We start from the raw sequence: 21,233 nt of genomic DNA, 5'->3' as shown, positions 1-21,233 counted from the left end.
GCCAAGAACACTTGTCTACCAAGTCTCGTAACATAAAGCAGAGAAGATAAACAGCTTGATCTGTTTGTTTTGTCAAAGTATAGACTGGGAGGGGAATCGTTCGTGAGCACATTTGATCATTCACATATTGAACATGCAGTGGATTCACTTCGAAGTGAAGGACGTGATCATCACTTAGATCGTGAACCAGAATCGAAACGATCGCACAAGTCAGCACGTTCTCGCCATTCAAAACGCCGTCATTGGTTCTTTGGTGGAGGCGGATGCCGTAAATCACACCGCAGTAAAAAAAGCTACAAGAGCTATCGTTCGAAAAAAAGTCGCTGTTCAAAGAAAAGCGTGAAAAGTGAGAAACCATGCAAAAGCAAAAAATCGTGCAAAAGCAAGAAATCTTGCAGAAGTAAAAAGAGTGAACCGAAAAAATCATGCCGCAGCAAACACAGATCCCATCATAAGAAAAGCTGCCGCAAGTCACATCGCAGCCATCGATCTAAACGATCTCATCACCATAAACGCAGCCGCTCTTGCAAAAGATGTGGAAAGAAAAAGCATCATTCCCACAGCAGAGGAAATGTTGATCGCAAATGGGACCAAGGGAACATGTGGGAGTATCGCCGCTACCGCTAAACATCAGATCATCTTTTTTGAAACCCTTTTTAAAAGAGAGTATGATAAAAAAGGGTTTTTTTTATTTCATAGAGAAATAAAATGAGACATCATCACTTAGCGAAATGAAGATTGTGAGGGGAAGACATGAAGTTTTTTACAGGTGAGATACATAGCAGAATGTTTATTGGGGTAGTGATTGATGATGAATGGGTCATGGACGTCAAAAAGGCAGAAGCCAAATTATTTGAGCTTGAGACACTGCCAAACTCTTTAGCTGAATGTATTAATATGGGGGACAAGTTTGTTGAGCATGTCAAACAGCTCCTTGACTGGGCTGAGAAAAAAGAAGAAGACCGCGGTTCTTATGTATATCCGCTTTCGGAAGTGAAACTCCATGCGCCGATTCCAAAGCCAGTTAAAAACATCATGTGTGTTGGAAAGAATTATCAAGATCATGTCATGGAGATGGGAAGTGCAGCGGATATTCCTAAAGATGTGATGATCTTTACAAAGGCACCTACTTCAGTCGTTGGACATGAAGCGGATATTCTCCTTCATGAAGATGTGACCAGTGAGCTGGACTATGAAGGGGAGCTTGCGATCGTGATGGGCAAATCAGGGAAGAATATTGCACCTGAAGAGGTCCGTGATTATCTATTCGGTTACACCATTTTAAATGACGTAACGGCAAGAGATTTGCAGAAAAAACACAAACAATTTTTCATAGGTAAAAGCTTAGATACAACCTGCCCGATAGGACCTTATATTGTGCATAAGTCAGTGGTCGAGGATCATGGTGCGCTCCATGTGGAAACAAAGGTAAACGGAGAGGTTCGCCAGTCTGCCAGTACAGAATTAATGATTTTCTCCATCGAGAATATTGTTTCTACTCTTTCAAAAGGGATGACACTAGAAGCTGGTGACATCATTGCAACGGGAACACCTTCTGGGGTTGGCAAAGGCTTTGAACCGCCTAAGTTCTTAGCTTCAGGGGATCGAATTGACATCACGATTGAGCCGATTGGAACGCTATCGAATCGCGTCAAATAAAGAGTGCGATGACACAGGATTGTCGCTTTGTGTTCGACTTATTTCGTGGTACGATGAGAAGGTAATTGTTCTGATAAAGGGGGAAATAACAGATGGGAACGCATTTACATATTACAGCATGGGTGCTAGGGATTATTTTATTCTTCGTTGCCTTTGCTCTAGCAGGTAAAAATGACAAAGGTGCTAAAATTGTGCACATGATTGTCAGACTATTGTACTTGATCATTATCGCAACAGGCGTAGAGCTGTATGTTCGCACAGGAATGAAAATTCCAGGTTTCGGTGGCGAGTATATCGGTAAAATGATTCTCGGTATCCTTGTGATCGGCTTCATGGAAATGGTTCTTGTACGCAAGAAAAAAGGAAAATCGGTGACTGGTGTATTGATTGGTTTTATCGTATTCGCCATTGTGACCATTCTTCTCGGTTTACGTCTGCCGATCGGTTTCCATATCTTTTAACATAAAAAGGGCATTGCTTATACGAAGCAGTGTCCTTTTTATATGCCATCAAACTGTGAAACCGACCGGTGACCGTCAGAAGTGGTCCATTCAAAACGAATTTGACCTGCGGCGGAGTCATGGTGACATTGAAGGGCAAGTGATTGTGAATCTGTCGAAAACTGAAAGAAAGAAACTCGTTGAAAAGAATGAAAGGAGGAGAAAACACAATCGTAGACGGAAAAACCAAGCTGCTCTACCTGTGCAATGATTTCATAAAAAACGTTTTCAGGAACGAACATCAGGAGGTCAAGCCATCCTTTGGCAAGTGATGCCGTATATTGAATCACTTCACCGCCTTGTACTTCTACTAGCTGCCCACTTTCATGAAGTATCATGGACCCGAGCAGTTCCCCTTTTGTCCACCTGCCATTTTCCTTCAAACAGATCATCGTGCTTTGAAGACTTTCTGGCAGCATGATGTCTCCTTCTTCATCTTCAATCAGACAATACCCGTTTTCAATCAGTAAATACCCGCTGCACCATCTTCGACTGCAGCGTTCAAGCTGCTTCATTCGTTTTTCCATTTGCAAAAGCTCCTTTCCTCTTTCTTTTCTTACCAAATCATGCTTGTCCTATACGCCCGAGAAAAAAAGGACAAATCAACTATCAAGGAGACGATGCATAAACTAAGAAAGGCTGAATGAGAACACTTGAGGAAAAACGGATGGGAGCTGATGATGATGTGTGGAATAACAGGCTGGGCAGACTTTAAAAAGCAGCTCATCCAACAGGATCATGTAATCAATCAAATGACAGATACATTATCTAAAAGAGGGCCAGACGATACAAATACGTGGAAAAGTGAGCACGTTCTATTTGGGCATAAAAGGTTAGCGGTTGTAGATGTAGAAGGCGGAAAACAGCCGATGACATATACACATCAAAACCATGCTTATACCGTTGTATACAATGGAGAGCTCTATAACACAGAAGATATAAGAAAAGAATTGTTAAAAAGGGGCCACCGCTTTCTTGGGCATTCTGATACAGAGGTTCTTCTTCACGCCTACACAGAATGGAAGGAAGAGTGTGTGACCCATTTTAATGGTATTTTTGCATTTGTGATCTGGGATAGTGAGCGTGAATTATTATTTGCAGGGAGAGACCGGCTCGGCGTCAAGCCATTTTTCTATACAGAACGTCATCATTCCTTTTTATTTGGTTCGGAAATCAAAGCGCTACTTGCTCACCCTGATATGAAAGCAAAAGTCGATCATGAAGGATTATCGGAGATCTTTGGTTTAGGACCGTCTAGAACACCAGGGCAAGGAGTGTTTAAAGGGGTAAAAGAGCTGAGACCTGCTCATGCTTTGACTTTTTCAAAAGACGGACTGCGTGTGTGGAGATACTGGAATGTCAAAAGCAAGGCGCATACGGACTCACTTGATGACACCGCCCAGCACGTCAAGCATCTCTTTACAGATGCCGTCACAAGACAGCTCGTTTCTGATGTGCCTGTTTGTACATTTTTATCGGGTGGCGTCGATTCGAGTGCCATTACCGCCATTGCCGCTAAGCACTTTGAGAAAATAGGGAAAGCACCGCTTCATACGTATTCGGTTGACTACGAAGGAAATGATCAATTCTTTGAGGCAAGTCAATTCCAGCCGAATGCTGACGGTCCATGGATTGACCGCATGACCAAGGCGTTTCAAACGAATCATCACAGCTGCGTCATTGGACAAAAGGAGCTGGCTGCTTATTTGAAGGAAGCGGTTGAGGTCCGAGACTTACCGGGTATGGCAGATATTGATTCTTCTTTGCTTTGGTTCTGTCGAGAAATTAAAAAGGACTTTGTTGTCGGTTTGTCAGGTGAATGTGCGGATGAAATTTTTGGAGGTTATCCTTGGTTCCATGCGGCAAATGAAACGAATGGTTTTCCTTGGATGAGATCGACGGAAGCCAGAACGCAGCTCTTACAAGATTCGTGGCAAAAGAAGCTGTCACTAAGAGAATATGCACAAAGCAAATATGAAGAAACCGTGGCTGAAACGCCTCTTTTAGATGGAGAAACTGGAGTGGATAAAGCCCGGAGAGAACTTTTTTACTTAAATATGGTCTGGTTTATGACAACGCTGCTTGATCGAAAAGACCGAATGAGTATGGGGGCAAGTCTTGAGGTACGTGTGCCATTTGCAGATCATCGCCTTGTCGAATATGTATGGAATATTCCTTGGGAAATGAAAATGCATGGAAATCGTGAAAAAGGGGTTTTACGAAAAGCGTTAGAGGGAATTTTACCGAATGAAGTGCTTTATCGCAAGAAGAGTCCTTATCCGAAAACACATCATCCAGCCTATACCCAGGCTGTGAAAGAGATGTTAACAGATTGCCTTGCGCAAAAAGATTCTGTCCTTCACGAATTTCTAGATCCACATCAATTAAACCAGCTGATTGAAACGGAAGGAGCCTCCTTTCAAGTGCCTTGGTATGGCCAGCTCATGAAGGGCCCGCAGTTAATCGCTCATCTGGCGCAGATTCATCATTGGTTTGAAACGTATCGAATTGATATAGAAGCGTAATAAAGGGTCGGCTTTCTTACATTTGTTGAAGGGAAGTCGGCTTTTTTAATACATAGCATGAGACGAATAGAGCACATCAAAAGTTGATCTAATCTTTCTAATTTGTATAATTAACTTAAAGTGAATTAATTTGGAGGAAAAAGGATAATGAAAATCATTGTGATCGGAGCAGGACCAGGGGGACTTGCGGCAGCTATGATGCTTCAAAGCAAAGGACATGATGTTCAGGTATACGAAAAACAGCCCTTTGTTGGCGGACGTAACTCTAAGTTTCAACTCGGTGATTTCACGTTTGATACGGGTCCTACCTTTCTCAGCATGATTCATATAGCAGAGGAGCTGTTCACCTTTGCTGGTAAAAATCTTTATGACTATATTGATGTGATCGAATTAAAAGAAATGTATAGATTGATTTTTCAAGACGATCAGCTAGATATGATTCGAGATCGTGATGAAATGTATAGACGGTTAGAAGCCTTTGCACCTGGTGAGGGCGAAGGGTATTTACGATTTATGAACGATACAAAGCGCAAAATGGATCAGCTTACACCTATTTTACAAAGTAAAATGGATCGTTTTCATCACTATTTGCGTCCAAAGGTGCTCAAAGCACTTCCGCAGCTTTCATTGAATAAGAGTTTATATGATGTGCTGTCAGATTATTTCTCAAATGAATCAGTGAAATATGCGTTTACATTTCAATCAAAGTATTTAGGCATGTCACCGTGGGAGTGCCCTGGTGCTTTCTCCATTCTATCGTTTATGGAACATGACACAGGTGTTTTCCATCCGAAGGGCGGGGTCAATCAGCTGTCAGAAGCGATGGCAAAAGCAGCGGTTGAAGCTGGAGCGACGATTCATCTGTCAGCTGGCGTCGAAAAATTGCTGACGGAAGGCAGGAAAGTAAAAGGCATTCGCTTAGAATCTGGGGAAGAAATACAGGCAGATGAGGTTGTCGTAAATGGAGACTTTGCACATGTGATGACAAAGCTTGTAGAGCCAGGACTTTTAAAGAAATATAGCGAGAAAAAATTAAAAAAGAAAAAATTCTCATGCTCCACCTTTATGCTTTATTTAGGATTAGATACCATGTATGAGGAGCCGCATCATACCATCGTATTTTCCGATGATTATGCTCAATTCGTCAAAGGCATTACGAAAACATATGAGCTGCCAGATGATCCATCTATTTATATTCAAAATGCAAGTGTCACAGATGACTCGCTTGCGCCAAAAGGAAAGTCAGCTCTTTATGTGCTGGCACCTGTTGCCAACAATCAAAGCGGTATTGACTGGGAAGTGCATCAAGATGAATTTAGAGAACTTGTGCTGGACACACTTGAGCGAAAAACCGGTTTTAAGAATGTGAGACAGCATATAGAAGTCGAACGGATGATCACACCGAAGCAATGGGAGGAAGATCTTTACGTATACGAAGGAGCTACATTTAACCTTGGCCACCAGCTGACGCAGATGATGGTCCTAAGGCCGCACAATGAATTTGATGAATTGGACCATTGCTGGCTTGTAGGAGGAGGGACGCACCCGGGAAGCGGGCTGCCGACCATTTTAGAATCAGCACGTATCACGACAAATGCGATTCTTTCAAAAGAGAAACATACGCACAAAACATTGCCGCACCAAGAAAAGGGGAGTGCCTCATGAAAAAACATATATTGATTGCAGGTGGCGGGATTGGCGGGATGATCTCAGCACTTTATTTAAAAAAAGCTGGACATGATGTCACGCTTGTCGAAAAAAATGAGCGACTTGGCGGAAGACTTGCTTTTGTACGTGAGAAAGGATATAAAGTAGATGAAGGTCCGACCATTGTCCTACTTCCTGATATGTTAAAAGGTATTTTACATGAGGTTGGAATGGACGAAGCATCTCTTGATCTTTTGCAGCTTGATCCGCTGTATACGATTCAATATCAAGATGGAACCTCCTACACGAAGTACTCTGATGCATTTCGTCAGCTAGAGGAAATCAGACGTGTATTTCCAGAGGAAGATCAAGGATTTCTAAGGTTTATGGAAGAAATGACAGACCGTTTTCAAGAAGGGCAGCAAGCCTTTCTAGAGAAATCATTTCATGAAAAACGTACATTTTTTACAAAAGCAAACATGAAGATTTTAATGAAATTAAAGGCGTATCGAACGGTTCAAAGTGCTCTGAAAAAGTATTTCTCAGACGAACGCCTGCGAGATGCATACGCACTGCAAACCCTCTATGTCGGAGGGAACCCGTATGAAGCATCTGCTATTTATTCGCTCGTTTCATATAGTGAGCACGCACATGGAATCTACTATTTAAAAGGCGGCTATGCGAGCTTAGTAGATATACTGGAGAGGCAGCTCATAAAAATGGGTGTGCATGTAAGAAAAAATGAAGAAGTCACGGAGCTAGAGTTTGAGGGGAAACGCGTGGTTAGAGCAAAAGTCAGTGACGACCGTATAGCAGCTGATGCATTTGTGATCAACGGAGATTATCCAGCTGCGTTAAAACAGCTTGGTTTAGACGAACAAGATCGGCGTAAATACGTGCCGTCTTCTGGCTGTGTGATGGTGTATCTAGGGTTAAACAAGATGTACCATGATGCGCCTGTTCACCAATTTTTTATGGGAGAACACTTTGATCAGCATATGAAAGAGGTTTTTCAAACGAAGACGATCCCTCAAGATCCGTCGTTTTATACGTTTAATCCATCGATCATTGATCCATCTCTTGCCCCGGAAGGCTGTAGTGTTTTATATATGCTGATTCCCGTTCCCACAGGAGATCATATCAACTGGGAAGAGGAGACAGATTTTGTAGAGAAAATGGTGGATCGTCTTGAGAAAAGAGGCTTTCCAAGATTGCGAGAGTCGATTGTCTGGGAAAAAATCAGAACACCAAATGATTCCTTGCGAGAAGGATTGTTTGAAGGCGGCAGCTTTGGACTTGCGCCTAACTTGTTTCAATCAGGTGTGTTCCGCCCGCAAGTGAAGGTAGCTGAGACGGGCAATCTTTATGCAGTAGGTGCTTCCATCCATCCTGGGGGCGGAGTGCCGATCGTGATGCAAAGTGCGAAGCTGATGGCTTCTGTGCTGTTAAAAGATTTGAATGACAGAAAGGAAGTGAAGCTAAGTGGTTGATGTACAAACAGCATTGAAATTATGTGAGGAGACGATTCAAACCCATTCTAAAACGTTTTACCGTGCCTTTTCCATGCTGCCTAAAAAGAAAAGACAGGCCGTCTGGGCTGTGTATTCCTTTTGCCGGAGAGCAGATGATATTGTAGATGAGTCCCCCTCGCCAAAAGAGGAGCTTGCATCCTTTCGAGAGACGTTTGATCGATTTTTACATGGTGAGGTAGATCGGAATGATCCGATGTGGGTGGCGCTAGAACATACATTTCAAGAGTTTCGTATGGATGAAGCCCCGTTCCGTGACTTGCTCCAAGGTCAAGAGATGGATTTAGAGCAGCATCGGTATGAAACGTTAGATGAACTGCTCATCTATTCCTACCATGTGGCTAGTACCGTTGGGCTTATGCTGCTTCCCATTATTGCACCGCGTAAAAAAGAACAGCTGAAAGAAGCAGCCATTTCATTAGGGATTGGCTTGCAGCTGACCAACATCCTTCGTGACATCGGCGAGGATAAGGCTGAAAGAGACCGCATTTATTTGCCAAAGCAAGTCATGGATCAATTCGGATATACAGAGCAAGAATTGCAAGAAGGCATTGTCAATCAAGCATTTCAGCACGTATGGGAGTACATTGCCTTTGAGGCAGAGGCATACTACGAGGAGTTTTTTGACCATCTTCATGAATTCCCGCTTTATTCACGTATATCAGTGAAAGCAGCTGCTCATTTTTATAAAGCCATTTTAGATAAAACAAGAGAAAATGAATACCGCGTGTTTACACAGCGATCATTTATTTCAAAGCAGGAAAAAGAACTTATTTTAGAAGATATTACGTAAAAAAGGACTGCACCCGCAGTCCTTTTTATGTGGAAGAAAAGCGATACTCTGTCCATACCCTTGAACGCCACCGCCTATACATAAAGATGCCTCTTACCCATTCATCCACGATAAAAGAAATCCAAACTCCAATGAGACCCATCTCAAGCTGAATGCCTAAAAAGTAAGCGATCGGAAGCCCAATGCCCCACATTGAAATCATCGCCATATACACTGGAAACTTCGCGTCACCAGCAGCCCGCAAGGAATTAATAATGACCATATTAAAAGAACGGCCCGGCTCCAAAATAATTGTCAATAGGAGGAGTGTGGCGGCGATTTGAATGATCTCGCTGTTGCTAGTGAAGAAAGCAAGCAAATGCGTCGATGATAAAGATAAAGCAGTGGAAGAAAGAAGGGAGATGCCAATGGCCCAGTATAAGCTTTTCATGCATCTGTGATAGGCAGCATCGAATTCCTTCGCCCCAATATGGCGCCCGATTAAAATTTGTGTCCCTTGGCTAATGGCTGCACCAAATAGCATAATGAACATCATTAAATTTTGAGTATAGACCTTTGCTGCTAATGCCTGCGTCCCCATAAACGTAATAAACAGTGTAATGATCATTTGAGAGCCGTTATAAGAAAGCTGCTCTCCAGCAGAAGGAATCCCGATTTTCAGAAGCTTTTTTAAATGTGTCCGCTGGATGTGAAACATCTTCTTCAGTGAAAAGCGTAATCCAATTCGGCGGCGTACAATGAGGATCATTGCCATTAATCCGATCAACCGAGCAAGTGAGGTAGAAAAAGCGACCCCCATCACACCTAATACGGGGAAGCCAAACGGACCGAAAATGACCAGATAGTTACCGGCAACGTTTAGCAAGTTCATTCCGATGGTGACATACATCGTATCTCTTGTATATCCATAGCTTTTTAAAATAGCACTATACGTCATAATGAGCGCTTGAATAAAAGAAAGCAGTCCGACAATTTGTAAAAATACCGCCGCATCCGGCATGAGCTCACTTGATAGGCCCATCAGGTGTAAAATGGGAACAGCTAATACAAACATGAGAAGACTAATGACAAAGCTAATCAAGAAGTTGGTTCCTAGTGAGACATAGGCGACTTGAGTCGCTTCCTGCCTGCGGCTAGCTCCTAAAAGCTGCGCAATCACAATCGTCGTTCCAGTTGTAATGAAACTGAACATGACAATCAATAAATTCAGGAGCTGGTTGCTTACACCAACTGCGGCAACACTATTATCGGAATATTGACTGAGCATGAGGGTATCCGCGCTTCCCATGAGCATATATAAAGAGATTTCAATAAAAATAGGCCAAGTTAATGCAAATAATGAAGGATGGGTTTTCTTACCCCTAGCTTGAACCTTTTGAATTGGCAGTGATTGAGGTTTCATCAATCAACCTCCTTTCGTATAAATCCGATTTATAGTGTACCTTGCATCGACTATAATAAGAAGAGATGAAACCGAAACTTATTGGAGAAATCCGACTTCATAAGGGGATGAATATGAATCGATTTATTACATTTACTGTACCGCCGTTCCCGGTTTATATTGCTTCAGGCAAAGGTGTATTTCATCAAGGAGAAAGACATATCTCTAGAACCTTCACTGTGTTTGATCTTCTTTATGTCACAAAGGGGGAACTATGGATCACAGAAGACAGAGAGGCTCATCACGTAAAAGAAGGAGAATATATCATTCTCTCACCTGGCTTGTCTCATGGGGGACACCTGCCATGCGAAGAAGAAACTCACTATGAGTGGCTGCATTTTTCAATTGATCCATTTGAGTTGACGAATCGGCTGAGAGAACACTGGTTTGATATGAAACAAAATCAAGCCACCTTTGAAAAGCCGGCAACATATGAATTTAGCCTGCCTCGTATAGGAAAAGTGAAAGGAAGAAATGTGTTCGAAAAACATCTTTCAGCAATGCGTGCACTAAATGATGACGCGTCTGAACTGCCGCTGAAAAAGCAGCTTCAGTTTGAGGAAATGCTCATTCATTTACAAAAAGAAGCATTTCATATTCCAAGTGCAAAGGAGAATGTCGCCTCAGAAGTGGTTCATTATCTTGAGCGTCACTTTATGAAGAAACTACAAATGGAAGAGCTTGCAGAGAAGCTGCATTATCATCCTGATTACATGACAAGGTGCATGCAGACTGTATATGGCCTGACGCCAAACCAATACATCAATCGTCTCAAGGTCGAAAAAGCCAAAAGCATGCTTGCCTCAACGAATGATAAAATCGCAGCTATTGCTGATCACGTAGGCATTGACGACCCTACTTATTTTTCTAAACTGTTTCGGCAAAACGAAGGCATGACGCCTATCGAGTACCGTCATCTAGCAAAAAGAACGACAAAGTAAAGGAACGTGAACAGATGAAAAGGGAAAAGGAAGAGCATGTGAGCATACAAGCATTAAACGAAGCCGATTTAGAGATGGTATGGCATTTAAAATTCAAAGCACCAGATCAGTCCTATCGAAAGTGGAATGCCCCATATTTTTATGAACACGAAATCCCGCTTGCTGCATTTAAAAAACGATACTTACAGGACACATCCATTCCGCCAAAGCTATATGGCATTGAAATAGACGGCGAAATCAAAGGCACCGTGTCATATTATTGGGAGAATGAACGTACACGGTGGCTTGAATGCGGCATTCTCATTTATGACTCGCGTTTTTGGAGCGGTGGCGTTGGGACAAAGGCGTTAAGCCTATGGACTGATGAGTTATTTACACACATTGATATCCCTCGAATTGGTCTTACCACATGGTCGGGAAATGAACGGATGATGCGGTGCGCAGAGAAATGCGGATTTGTCCTTGAGGGGAGACTGCGAAAGGTCCGTTACTATCAAGGAGAATATTATGATTCGATGCGCTATGGGATGCTGAGAGAGGAATGGAAAAGCCTCCCGCGACATGCTACTTAACAATGATGAATCATTTTAGGACAAAAGGATCGAATGTTTGAATAAACTGAAGAAGAAGGGGGGCTAAAAAGCATAATAGAGAACATGTAATTTACATAAGGAGGAGTTTGAACGTGAGAATTACGGGGTTATTCGTTTCACTTGCTGTTGCCATTTATTTATGGTTTGATGCGCCAAAGCATGATAAAGACAAATGGCTGTGGGCCATTTTAGGTGTCCTATTTAGTACCATCGTTCTCGGTATTTATTTGATCAAGACAGAGAGGAAGGGACTTGGCTGGACCATTCTCATTTTAACGATCTTGTTTTATCTCATGCTGCTCATCTCTGTTTTGATCGGTATCATTCTTTTTTATCAGGTGAGTCCTTCATGAAGAAGGGCTTTTTTCTTTTACCTTTTGCGCAGGCACACCTGCAATAACAATCTTCTCCTCGTGAAAAGAACGGTTTACCACAGCATTTGCTCCGATTGAAATATGATTTGCAATATAGATGTCCCCAAACAGCTTAGCGCCAGGGCCAATCCATACATGATCCCCAATGGTTGGCACATCCTTTTCATGATGGTTCTGACCAATATTCACCCCTTGATGAATATCACAAAATGCCCCAATTTTTGCATGCTTGTTCACAATTAAGAGACCCGTATGATTGATTCTAAGGCCAGGGCCGAAGACACCAATCGGAATATCAAAGCCAAGCTGCATGCCTTTCTTTTTATGTAAATAGCGATAAAACCATTTGCGAAGTGTAGCGCCGCTATTAGAATAGTATTCATATTTTCGTAAAATCCTTTGATATTTCCATATATCATCCCCAAACCACTTAGGTCTTTTGCGCTTAATGGCTAATGCTTTCTTATCCTGTGCCAAGTAGTGGTGAAGATCGTGCTTCGTTAAAATCATCAGATCCCTCTCCATTCCCTTTTGTTTCAGAGAAATTATACCATTATAACCATTTATATCAATATAGATAGGCGTTTATTTCTTTCTTTTTCTACATCATTTTCATCCAGTTTCCTGTATAAAATAAGAGCTTCGTCATGAGTAGAACAAAAGAACCAGGAAGAATGATTTGTAATTTTTTTCTACATCATTCCGTCTCATCCGTTTGATCTCCTTATGGCAGTAGAGGTTTGTAAAAATTACACGAAAATACTCGCTAAAAAGAGAATATAGCATTCATATGCTTTTCGAATCATCTTTTTGAATACAATTGACTTTCATATCTCACATCCTCTAGGCTAGTAAATGAAAATGATAATCTTTATCAATTGGAGGAGTGTTTTATTATGTCCATCAAAACCGTTTCTAAAAATCAGCAATTTTTAGAGCAGCAAAGTCAAAGAGAATCTAATGCAAGGTCTTACCCGAGACGGTTCCCATTAGCCATGCAAAAAGCCGAGGGTATGATCGTGACAGATGCGGATGGCAGAGAGTTTTATGACTGCCTGGCAGGCGCAGGAACACTTGCACTTGGTCACAATCATCCAGTTGTTATAGAAGCTATTGAACGTATGCTTCATGAAAAAAGACCGTTGCATACGCTGGACATAACCTCAGAAATTAAAGAAGAATTTGTGAATGAAATCTTTTCTCACTTGCCAGAAGAGTTTGCAAAAAGAGCCAAAATTCAATTTTGTGGGCCAACTGGTGGTGACGCCATAGAAGCAGCTATTAAATTAGTCAAGACAGCGACAGGTAATCGTTCCATTCTTTCATTCCACGGTGCGTATCACGGTGCGACACATGGCACGATGTCATTAAGCGGGAATTTATCTCCAAAGGAAAGAGTGCAAGGGTTAATACCTGATGTTCATTTTATGCCTTACCCATATGAATATCGCTGCCCATTTGGAATTGGAGGGAAGGATTCGCACCGCATTTCAAGTTCGTATATTGAGCGCGTATTAAATGATCCTGAAAGTGGTATTCTTCCGCCAGCAGGTATGATCTTTGAAGCAGTGCAGGGCGAGGGAGGCTCCATTCCAGCATCTATTGAATGGATGAAGGAAATGAGAAGAATCACAAAAGAAAAAGGGATTCCGCTCATTATTGATGAGGTTCAATCAGGCATCGGCCGAACAGGTAAGATGTTTGCCTTTGAACATGCAGGAATTGTACCTGACGTCATTGTGCTGTCAAAAGCCATTGGTGGAAGCCTGCCGCTTTCAGTTGTGATTTATGATAAAGATTTAGATCAATGGAATCCAGGTGCACACATCGGGACATTTAGAGGGAATCAAATGGCGATGGCTGCAGGAACCGCTACGCTTAAATTTATAAAAGAAACCAACCTGCTTGATCATGTAGAACAGTTAGGAAATCGTATGCAGGCTCACCTAAAAGACATCCAAAAACAAGTACCTGCTCTCGGTGATGTTCGAGGAAGAGGTTTAATGATTGGCGTTGAAGTAGTCAATCCAAATGAGAAACAGGATGTGGACGGAAGCTATCCAGCGAATCCAGAGCTGGCCAGTCTTATTCAAAAGAATTGCTTCGATAAAGGCTTAATTGTGGAGACAGGAGGCCGTTTCGGAAGTGTGATTCGATTCCTGCCGCCACTCATTATGACAGAAGAACAGCTTGAAAAAGTCATCGCTATTTTTAAAGAGGCCGTGTACGATGCAATCAACTAAAGCTTCTGTGGATTCATTATTTATGAATCAAAGCCAGCTTGGAAGAGAGTCCTTCCAAGCGGCTCTTCATACATCTATCGACAGCTTACTGGAGCAATGGCAAAAAGACACAGGACCATACAGCGGAATATTGCCTGGGAAATTAGCGGCTAGTGTCGAATCGTTATTCCGATTTCAACCGTCTGGAGAATCAATTGAATCTGTCTTTCAAGATATAAAAGAACATCTTTTGCCGCATTTGATTGATGTATCGCATCCTAAATGCTTGGCACATCTGCATTGTCCGCCGCTCATTCCTGCACTTGCCGCAGAGGTGATGGTGAGTTCCTTTAACCAATCAATGGATTCCTTTGATCAAAGCGGTATTGCTTCTTTGGTTGAGGAGGAAATCCTCAAGTGGCTATGTGCAAAGTTTTCTTATGGCGGCTTAGCAGATGGGACATTTACAAGCGGTGGAACCCAATCTAACTATATGGGGCTGCTTCTGGCGAGAGATGCCTTTTGTGAAAACACATGGCAGTGGAATGTTCAGCAGAAAGGCTTACCAAGTGAAGCTCACCGCATGAGAATTCTTTGCTCTAAAAATGCTCATTTTACGGTGAAAAAATCTGCATCCCAGCTCGGTTTAGGGGAGCAGGCTGTTGTACTGGTCGAGACGGATGAGCATCACCGAATGGACCTCAATGATTTGAAAAAGAAGATGGTTGAATTAAAGGATCAGAACCTGCTTCCTTTTGCGGTAGTAGCGACTTGCGGGACAACTGATTTTGGAAGTATTGACCCGGTTCGAGATGTGTATGACATCGTCAAACCAGACGGTCTGTGGATTCACGCAGATGCTGCCTACGGCGGAGCACTTGTATTAAGCGAAACCTACCGAAGTAAATTAGCCGGTATGGAGCTTGCTGATTCAATCACGATCGACTTTCATAAGCAATTTTATCAGCCGATTTCTTGCGGGGCATTTTTGCTGAAGGATAAAAGACATTTTGGTTTGATCGATTATCATGCAGATTATCTTAATCCAAAGGAAGATGAACTAGATGGTATTCTACATCTCGTCAATAAATCTATCCAAACGACGCGCCGGTTTGATGCTCTGAAGTTACTTCTCTCTCTTCGTCTAATTGGAGAAGAAGGATTTGGTGACATCATTGACCATACCATTCATTTTGCGAAGGATGTGGCCGCGCTTATTGAGAGAAATGATCACCTTGAAGTAATCAATCCTGAGCCGGAAATCAATGCGATTGTGTTCCGATTTAAGGATGAGCACCGAACAGATGACATCAATAAAATCATTCATCGGACATTGTTCAAAACGGGAACTGCTGTCATTGCGAAAACAGTGGTTGATGGCCGAACATGCTTAAAATTCACTTTGTTAAATCCGAGAACGACAATCACACATATTGAGGAAATCCTTTCTGACATCGTTGATATCGGGATCGCTCATATTCAATCCGGGAGGGTACTACGTTGAGTCAATATAAACAAATGGCTGAAAATGCAACTATGCAAAGCTTTTTAAACTGTTTTTTACGCGAAACAGGAATCGATCGATCTGCAAAAAAAGAGACGAGAGCAGATGGCTCGCTTGTATTCATCGCAAAACTAGCAAAGCAAGATCTAGAGCTTGTGATTCCGATCCGATATGTTTCATCTGTTGGCCGCCATCTCTTTGATTTTCCGATTCGCTTCCGTCCGCAAGGCAGTGAACAAGAGGGCGCAATCGCCGATTACACGACACTTGTTGCTCTATGTTCAAAGGAGCTTCTCATTGAATATGGCCGCACAGATGCAGAGGATGAATTCATGCTTCGCATCATTTTAAGCTGCCGAAATATTGAACGATTCTTAAAGGAGCGAGAAAGTGATCGAGCAGCTCTTTCTGAAGCCGATTTTGAGTATATCGAGGCTGAGCAGTCACTTCTTCTTGGACATTTAACGCATCCCACTCCAAAAAGCAGACAAGGGATGACGGAGGAGGAAGAGGCGGTCTATTCTCCTGAGCTGAAAGGGGCTTTCCAGCTTCATTACTTTAAAGCGCACCATTCGATTGTGCTTCAGGATTCGTCTATTGCACAGTCTGCGGCAAGCCTCATGTTAGAAGAGCTCTTGCGCCAGGTACCAGAAGAAACAGAGAGACTGAATACGTTAACAGAAAGCGGAGAATATGTGCTCATTCCGATTCACCCGCTGCAAGTCAAAGTGGTCATGGAGAAAGCGTTCGTCCAGCGTTATATAGAGGAAGGGAAACTGACTTATTTAGGACCGCTGGGGTCTGAATACACAGCGACCTCATCCTTTAGAACTGTCTATCAAAAAGATTCTGCTTACATGCTCAAATTCTCTGTTCCTGTGAAAATTACAAACTCCTTACGTGTCAATAAACAAAAGGAACTGGATCGCGGAGTTGAGATGTCTCGCATTTTAAAAACAGAATTAGGCATTTCTTTATACGATAAATTCTCTGGATTCCGGGTCATTGAAGATCCTGCCTATTTATCCATTCAAGGAGAAGAGGCGGAATCTGGCTTTGAAGTAGTCATTCGTCAAAACCCATTTTTGCATCGTGAAAAAGGGGCAAGCTTAATTGCTGGATTATGTCAGGATCATGCGTTTGGTGGAAAATCGCGATTAGCAGGGATCATTCATGACCTTGCAGACGCAGAAGGCCGATCAACAGATGCTGTGAGCCAAGATTGGTTTAAGCAATATTTAACCATTTCGTTAGAACCGATGCTCTGGCTGTTTGAAACATATGGTCTTGCACTGGAAGCCCATCAGCAAAATGCTGTTGTGCAAATGAAGGCTGGTTACCCGGACACCTTCTATTATCGTGACAACCAAGGCTACTATTATAGTGAATCGAAAAAGGATAAACTCGCAAACCTTGTCCAAAACTTGAGCGTGAGAAGTGAAACCATTTGTGCAGATGATGTAGCCGTTGAGAGACTGCGTTATTATTTCTTCTTTAATCATTTATTTGGTCTCATTAACGGCTTTGGCACAGAAGGACTGGCAAAGGAAGAAGACTTGCTGGCACTCGTGAGAGACACATTGCTCGCTCATGAGGAAACATACGGGGCATCTGAACTGACAAACAGCCTTCTCCGCTCAAAGGAGCTGCCTTCAAAAGCGAATTTGCTGACACGGTTTGAAGATATGGATGAGCTGACAGGATCTCTGGAAACACAGTCTCGTTACACAGCTGTCTTGAATCCGCTCTTTTTACATAAGGAGGCGCTGATTGGATGAGGCATCGTATTAGGTTTATTCGCGCTGAATATGAAAGGGATGTCCGGCTTGTCCACAAGTGGATGCAAGAAGAGTATGTTCACCCATTTTGGCATTTGAATATTCCGTTTCCTGCTTTTGAAAAGCATTTTTATCAGGCGATTCATGATCCGCATCAAACTCTTTATTTAGGAACAATTGATGGGACGCCAATGAGTTATTTTGAGGCATACAACGTCAAAGGTGACGTCATTGAATCCTACTATCAGCCTTCTCCGCATGATCAAGGAATCCATCTATTAATAGGGGAGCCGGATTATGTGGGAAAAGGATTTGCGGCCCCGCTGCTTCAGGCAATGACAGCCTTTCAATTTGAGCAGAACAAACGAACAGAAAAAATCGTCGCTGAGCCGGATATTCGCAATGAAAAAATGATCCATGTATTTGAAAAATGCGGATTTGAACGTGTAAAACCAGTCAATTTACCCGATAAAACAGGTCTTTTGATGTTTTGTGATCGAGAACGATTCGAAAGGAAGTATAACCATGACGCGGTTCAACAAGCAAAATAATGTAGTGGATGTAATTGGAATCGGCATTGGTCCGTTTAACCTGGGACTGGCCGCATTATCTGAAGAGGTAAATGAAATCGACGCTTTGTTTTTTGAAAGAAGTGAAGCCTTTCATTGGCACCCAGGTATGCTCATTGAAGGGACGACACTGCAAGTCCCCTTTTTAGCGGACCTTGTCAGCATGGCAGATGTGAAAAACAAATATAGCTTTCTTAACTATTTGCAGGAGCAAAACCGTTTGTATTCATTTTACTTTCTAGAGGATTTTCATATCCCGCGCAAGGAATATAGTCATTATTGCCGCTGGGTCGCAGATCAGTTAGACTCTTGCCGATTTGGCATGAACGTCGAATCTGTCTCATTGATTGAGAAAGCAGGAGAAAAGCGATATGAAGTGCATGTCCGTCATGTGAATGATCAAACCGTAGAGGTATTTGAAAGTAAGCATCTCGTCTTAGGAATTGGTACACAGCCGGCGATACCAGCATCGCTCCAGCCAGCTTTAGGAGAGAAAGTTTTTCACTCTGCTGACTATTTAAAACGAAAGAAAGAAGGCTGTTTTAAAGGGAAATCTGTGACAGTTATCGGCTCTGGCCAAAGTGCGGCAGAAGTGTTTTATGATATTTTATCAGATGATGAGGCAAAGGATATTCACTGGTTCACACGCTCTAAAGGATTTTTCCCAATGGAATATTCAAACCTTGGTCTTGAATATTTCTCTCCAGATTATATTGATTTCTTTTATGAGCTTCCCCAAACAAAAAAGGATGCTTTGTTAAAGCAGCAAGACTTGCTGTATAAAGGCATCAGCTCTGCAATGATCCGTGATATTTACCATTTGCTTTATGAACGTTCTGCCTGCGGAGAGCAGTTGAACACAGTGCTTCAAGCAATGACAGAGGTCAACTTGATTGAGGAAACAGCGGACGGCTTGTCCCTTTCATGCATGCAATGGGTCAAAGAGGACACCTTTACCCATGAGACCGATATTGTTGTGCTGGCGACTGGCTATCAATCGGTACTGCCGCCGTTTATCAACCCAATTTCTCATCATATTCAATGGGACGATCAAGGACGATTCCAGGTCGAACGTGAATATCGTTTAAAAACAAATACAATGGGTGAAAATGATATTTTTGTGCAAAATGCTGAGCTTCATACACATGGGGTTGGCGCTCCGGATTTAGGGCTTGGCGCTTACCGAAACAGTGTAATTATCAATGAACTTGCTCGTCAAACCGTGTATCCACTTTATCAAAAGCACGTCTTCCAGACATTTGGTACACACAAGAACGTTAACACATTTGAAGAAATCAAAGGTTAAGGAGGATGAAGCGATGAGTGTACAAGATGAATTGAAAAAAGCGGTGAATCCTGCTGCTTGGAAAAAGGCAAATCAGCGAATGGTGGCAAAAATGCTGTCTGAATACATGTATGAGGACATGCTTCATCCAGTGCAGCTAGATCGTAAGGATGGCATCGCTCAGTATGAATTAATCATTCACGAACATAAGAAATATCGCTATCTCGCAAAACCTCGTTTGTTTGATAGTTTTGATACAATCGCTGAATCAATCGAGTGCTGTCAAGACGGAAAATGGTCAAAGGATGTCAGTGCGATTGTGTTTTTACTAGACATTCAGCCGCTCATTCCAATGTCTTCTGATACAACAGGCCATCTTATCAAAGAGCTTCATCATACCCTGTTAGCAGATGTACATTTGCTGTCGAAAAAAGCACTTCGTGCGGATGAACTGACAGATACAGATTACGCTTGGATTGAAGGAGAGATGACAGGCCATCCTTGGATTGTGTATAACAAAGGACGAATTGGGTTCAGTTACGATGACTACCTAGCCTATGCACCTGAAAGGCAAGAAAGTGTGCAGCTGTCTTGGATTGCTGTTCACCGGGACCTTGCGACATTCCATGCGGTCGATCATGAAAATTATGAGCAGGTGATCGCCAAAGAATTAGATGAAGTCACGATCCGTCAATTTCACCGCGTGTTAAAGGATGAAGGATTGAATGTAGCTGATTATTATTTGATGCCTGTTCATAAGTGGCAGTGGACGCATATGATTATTCAGCATTTCCCGGAAGATTTGGCCTTGCGCCGGATTGTGTATGTAGGAGAGGGACTGGATCAATATATCCCGCAGCAGTCCATCAGAACCTTTACAAACATCTCAAATAAAGGCAAGCATCATATTAAACTGCCAATGAGTATTTTAAATACACTCGTGTACCGGGGACTTCCGTCAGAACGGACAGTCATTGCCCCTCGTATTACAGCGCATATTAAAGGGATTGCGGATCAAGACTCATTTTTATCGGATGTCTGCCGCGTGATTTTACCTGGTGAGAACGCAAGTATCAATGTCGATCATCCTTACTACAGCAAACTGCCTGGTGCGCCGTATCAATATCTTGAGATGCTCGGTGTGATTTTTAGAGAAAGCATTTATACGTATTTAGATGAAGGAGAGAGCCCTGTTACACTTGCAGCACTCACTTATGAGGATCATGAAGGTGAGCCATATGTGAAACAGCTGATTGAAAAATCTGGTCTCTCAGCAAAGGAATGGATGGCGAAATTTTTCCATGTGGTGATGCCGCCGCTGCTGCACTTTATGTATCAATACGGCACCGTCTTTTCACCGCACGGACAAAATACGATTCTTGTGTTAAAAGATCATCAGCCGCATCGTTTGGCGATCAAAGATTTCGTTGATGATGTGAATATTAGTGATCAGCCGCTGCCTGAATTGGCTTCACTAGAAGAAGATTTAAAAGAAGTGCTGCGGAGTGAGCCGCCGGAAGGGTTAGTGCAGTTTATCTTTACAGGACTGTTTATTTGTAACCTGCGTTACGTATCAAATGTGTTAGACAATCATCAATTGTTAGATGAAACGACTCTTTGGCGCTTGCTTGCAGAAGAAATTCAGCATTATCAAAAACAATTCCCGCAGCTGAAGGACCGTTTTGAACTATTTGATCTATTCCAGCCGAAGCTGACAAAGCTGTGCTTAAATCGTAATCGAATGATTGATTATGGGTACGGAGATGGAGATGACCGCCCGCATGCGTCAGAGCATGGGAAGGTCAAAAATGCACTCGCTCATGTTCTTTCGTCCGCCTGTGAGAATTAATAGAAAAGCTGTAGACATCAACTG

The 21,233-nt window shown here is 42.5% G+C and carries 19 protein-coding genes; 16 read left to right on the top strand and 3 right to left on the bottom strand.

Annotation, left to right across the window (positions count from 1 at the left end; all coding sequences use genetic code 11):
* Positions 1–102 precede the first annotated feature (102 nt).
* The 3 genes from cotG to ACP7A0_RS15525 all read left to right on the top strand — a co-directional run bounded on the left by cotG (position 103) and on the right by ACP7A0_RS15525 (position 2,120).
* Positions 103–627, top strand: coding sequence for a spore coat protein CotG (gene cotG, locus ACP7A0_RS15535; protein ID WP_338712396.1), 525 nt, complete (start codon positions 103–105; stop codon positions 625–627).
* Positions 628–753: 126 nt separating this feature from the next.
* The gene (locus ACP7A0_RS15530; protein WP_375567206.1) at positions 754–1,659 is read left to right on the top strand and encodes a fumarylacetoacetate hydrolase family protein; all 906 of its coding nucleotides are present in this window, start codon (positions 754–756) and stop codon (positions 1,657–1,659) included.
* A 92-nt stretch (positions 1,660–1,751) separates the two neighbouring features.
* Complete coding sequence (locus ACP7A0_RS15525; RefSeq protein WP_034663442.1) at positions 1,752–2,120, top strand: YisL family protein; 369 nt, start codon at positions 1,752–1,754, stop codon at positions 2,118–2,120.
* A 38-nt stretch (positions 2,121–2,158) separates the two neighbouring features.
* Here the strand turns inward: ACP7A0_RS15525 and ACP7A0_RS15520 are convergent, their stop codons facing one another.
* Positions 2,159–2,686: a DUF2777 family protein gene (locus ACP7A0_RS15520; protein WP_106031481.1), complete on the bottom strand. Its 528-nt coding sequence runs from the start codon at positions 2,684–2,686 to the stop codon at positions 2,159–2,161.
* 156 nt (positions 2,687–2,842) lie between these two features.
* Between ACP7A0_RS15520 and asnB the strand changes: the two genes are divergently transcribed.
* The 4 genes from asnB (at position 2,843) to ACP7A0_RS15500 (ending at position 8,653) form a co-directional block, all read left to right on the top strand.
* Positions 2,843–4,684: an asparagine synthase (glutamine-hydrolyzing) gene (asnB, locus tag ACP7A0_RS15515; RefSeq protein WP_066031061.1), complete on the top strand. Its 1,842-nt coding sequence runs from the start codon at positions 2,843–2,845 to the stop codon at positions 4,682–4,684.
* Between the two features lie 147 nt (positions 4,685–4,831).
* Positions 4,832–6,349: a phytoene desaturase family protein gene (locus tag ACP7A0_RS15510; protein WP_106048737.1), complete on the top strand. Its 1,518-nt coding sequence runs from the start codon at positions 4,832–4,834 to the stop codon at positions 6,347–6,349.
* Positions 6,346–7,821, top strand: a complete 1,476-nt coding sequence (locus ACP7A0_RS15505) for a phytoene desaturase family protein (protein ID WP_426005694.1) — start codon at positions 6,346–6,348, stop codon at positions 7,819–7,821. Before ACP7A0_RS15510 ends, ACP7A0_RS15505 begins: the two co-directional genes overlap by 4 nt.
* On the top strand, positions 7,814–8,653 hold the full coding sequence (locus ACP7A0_RS15500; RefSeq protein WP_060595965.1) for a phytoene/squalene synthase family protein: 840 nt from the start codon (positions 7,814–7,816) through the stop codon (positions 8,651–8,653). The genes ACP7A0_RS15505 and ACP7A0_RS15500 overlap by 8 nt, the downstream gene beginning before the upstream one ends.
* A 25-nt stretch (positions 8,654–8,678) precedes the next feature.
* Here the strand turns inward: ACP7A0_RS15500 and ACP7A0_RS15495 are convergent, their stop codons facing one another.
* Positions 8,679–10,055 (bottom strand): MATE family efflux transporter, encoded by a 1,377-nt coding sequence (locus ACP7A0_RS15495; protein WP_060595966.1) that lies wholly within the window; start codon positions 10,053–10,055, stop codon positions 8,679–8,681.
* Between the two features lie 113 nt (positions 10,056–10,168).
* Here ACP7A0_RS15495 and ACP7A0_RS15490 point away from each other — a divergent pair, with 113 nt between their 5' ends.
* The 3 genes from ACP7A0_RS15490 to ACP7A0_RS15480 all read left to right on the top strand — a co-directional run bounded on the left by ACP7A0_RS15490 (position 10,169) and on the right by ACP7A0_RS15480 (position 11,981).
* Positions 10,169–11,035 carry an AraC family transcriptional regulator gene (locus tag ACP7A0_RS15490; protein WP_060595967.1) on the top strand — a complete coding sequence of 289 codons (867 nt, stop codon included), beginning with the start codon at positions 10,169–10,171 and terminating at the stop codon, positions 11,033–11,035.
* Positions 11,036–11,049: 14 nt separating this feature from the next.
* The gene (locus tag ACP7A0_RS15485; RefSeq protein ID WP_106031485.1) at positions 11,050–11,607 is read left to right on the top strand and encodes a GNAT family N-acetyltransferase; all 558 of its coding nucleotides are present in this window, start codon (positions 11,050–11,052) and stop codon (positions 11,605–11,607) included.
* Positions 11,608–11,720: 113 nt separating this feature from the next.
* On the top strand, positions 11,721–11,981 hold the full coding sequence (locus ACP7A0_RS15480; RefSeq protein ID WP_081311424.1) for a hypothetical protein: 261 nt from the start codon (positions 11,721–11,723) through the stop codon (positions 11,979–11,981).
* On the opposite strand, the gene ACP7A0_RS15475 is transcribed toward ACP7A0_RS15480, so the two are convergent.
* Positions 11,976–12,512 carry a serine O-acetyltransferase gene (locus tag ACP7A0_RS15475; protein WP_034663405.1) on the bottom strand — a complete coding sequence of 179 codons (537 nt, stop codon included), beginning with the start codon at positions 12,510–12,512 and terminating at the stop codon, positions 11,976–11,978. The two genes, ACP7A0_RS15480 and ACP7A0_RS15475, sit on opposite strands and share 6 nt — an antisense overlap.
* 386 nt (positions 12,513–12,898) lie before the next feature.
* Between ACP7A0_RS15475 and ACP7A0_RS15470 the strand changes: the two genes are divergently transcribed.
* The 6 genes from ACP7A0_RS15470 to ACP7A0_RS15445 are packed head-to-tail and all read left to right on the top strand — an operon-like array spanning position 12,899 to position 21,209.
* Positions 12,899–14,245, top strand: a complete 1,347-nt coding sequence (locus tag ACP7A0_RS15470; protein WP_034663402.1) for an aspartate aminotransferase family protein — start codon at positions 12,899–12,901, stop codon at positions 14,243–14,245.
* Entirely contained in the window at positions 14,232–15,728 is a 1,497-nt protein-coding gene (locus ACP7A0_RS15465; RefSeq protein ID WP_060595971.1) for a pyridoxal phosphate-dependent decarboxylase family protein, read from the top strand. Before ACP7A0_RS15470 ends, ACP7A0_RS15465 begins: the two co-directional genes overlap by 14 nt.
* Complete coding sequence (locus ACP7A0_RS15460) at positions 15,725–17,506, top strand: IucA/IucC family protein (protein ID WP_066031055.1); 1,782 nt, start codon at positions 15,725–15,727, stop codon at positions 17,504–17,506. Before ACP7A0_RS15465 ends, ACP7A0_RS15460 begins: the two co-directional genes overlap by 4 nt.
* Positions 17,503–18,057, top strand: coding sequence for a GNAT family N-acetyltransferase (locus ACP7A0_RS15455; RefSeq protein ID WP_060595973.1), 555 nt, complete (start codon positions 17,503–17,505; stop codon positions 18,055–18,057). The genes ACP7A0_RS15460 and ACP7A0_RS15455 overlap by 4 nt, the downstream gene beginning before the upstream one ends.
* Positions 18,032–19,381: a lysine N(6)-hydroxylase/L-ornithine N(5)-oxygenase family protein gene (locus tag ACP7A0_RS15450; protein WP_060595974.1), complete on the top strand. Its 1,350-nt coding sequence runs from the start codon at positions 18,032–18,034 to the stop codon at positions 19,379–19,381. Before ACP7A0_RS15455 ends, ACP7A0_RS15450 begins: the two co-directional genes overlap by 26 nt.
* A 13-nt stretch (positions 19,382–19,394) precedes the next feature.
* Positions 19,395–21,209: an IucA/IucC family protein gene (locus ACP7A0_RS15445; RefSeq protein ID WP_426005688.1), complete on the top strand. Its 1,815-nt coding sequence runs from the start codon at positions 19,395–19,397 to the stop codon at positions 21,207–21,209.
* Positions 21,210–21,233: the final 24 nt, after the last annotated feature.

The sequence above is a fragment of the Bacillus sp. DWP3-1 genome, assembly GCF_049896565.1.
In the GTDB taxonomy this organism is placed as follows: Bacteria; Bacillota; Bacilli; order Bacillales; family Bacillaceae; genus Bacillus.
The sequence above is the reverse complement of the archived record's forward strand: the minus strand, read 5'-3'. Positions and strand labels throughout refer to the sequence as shown.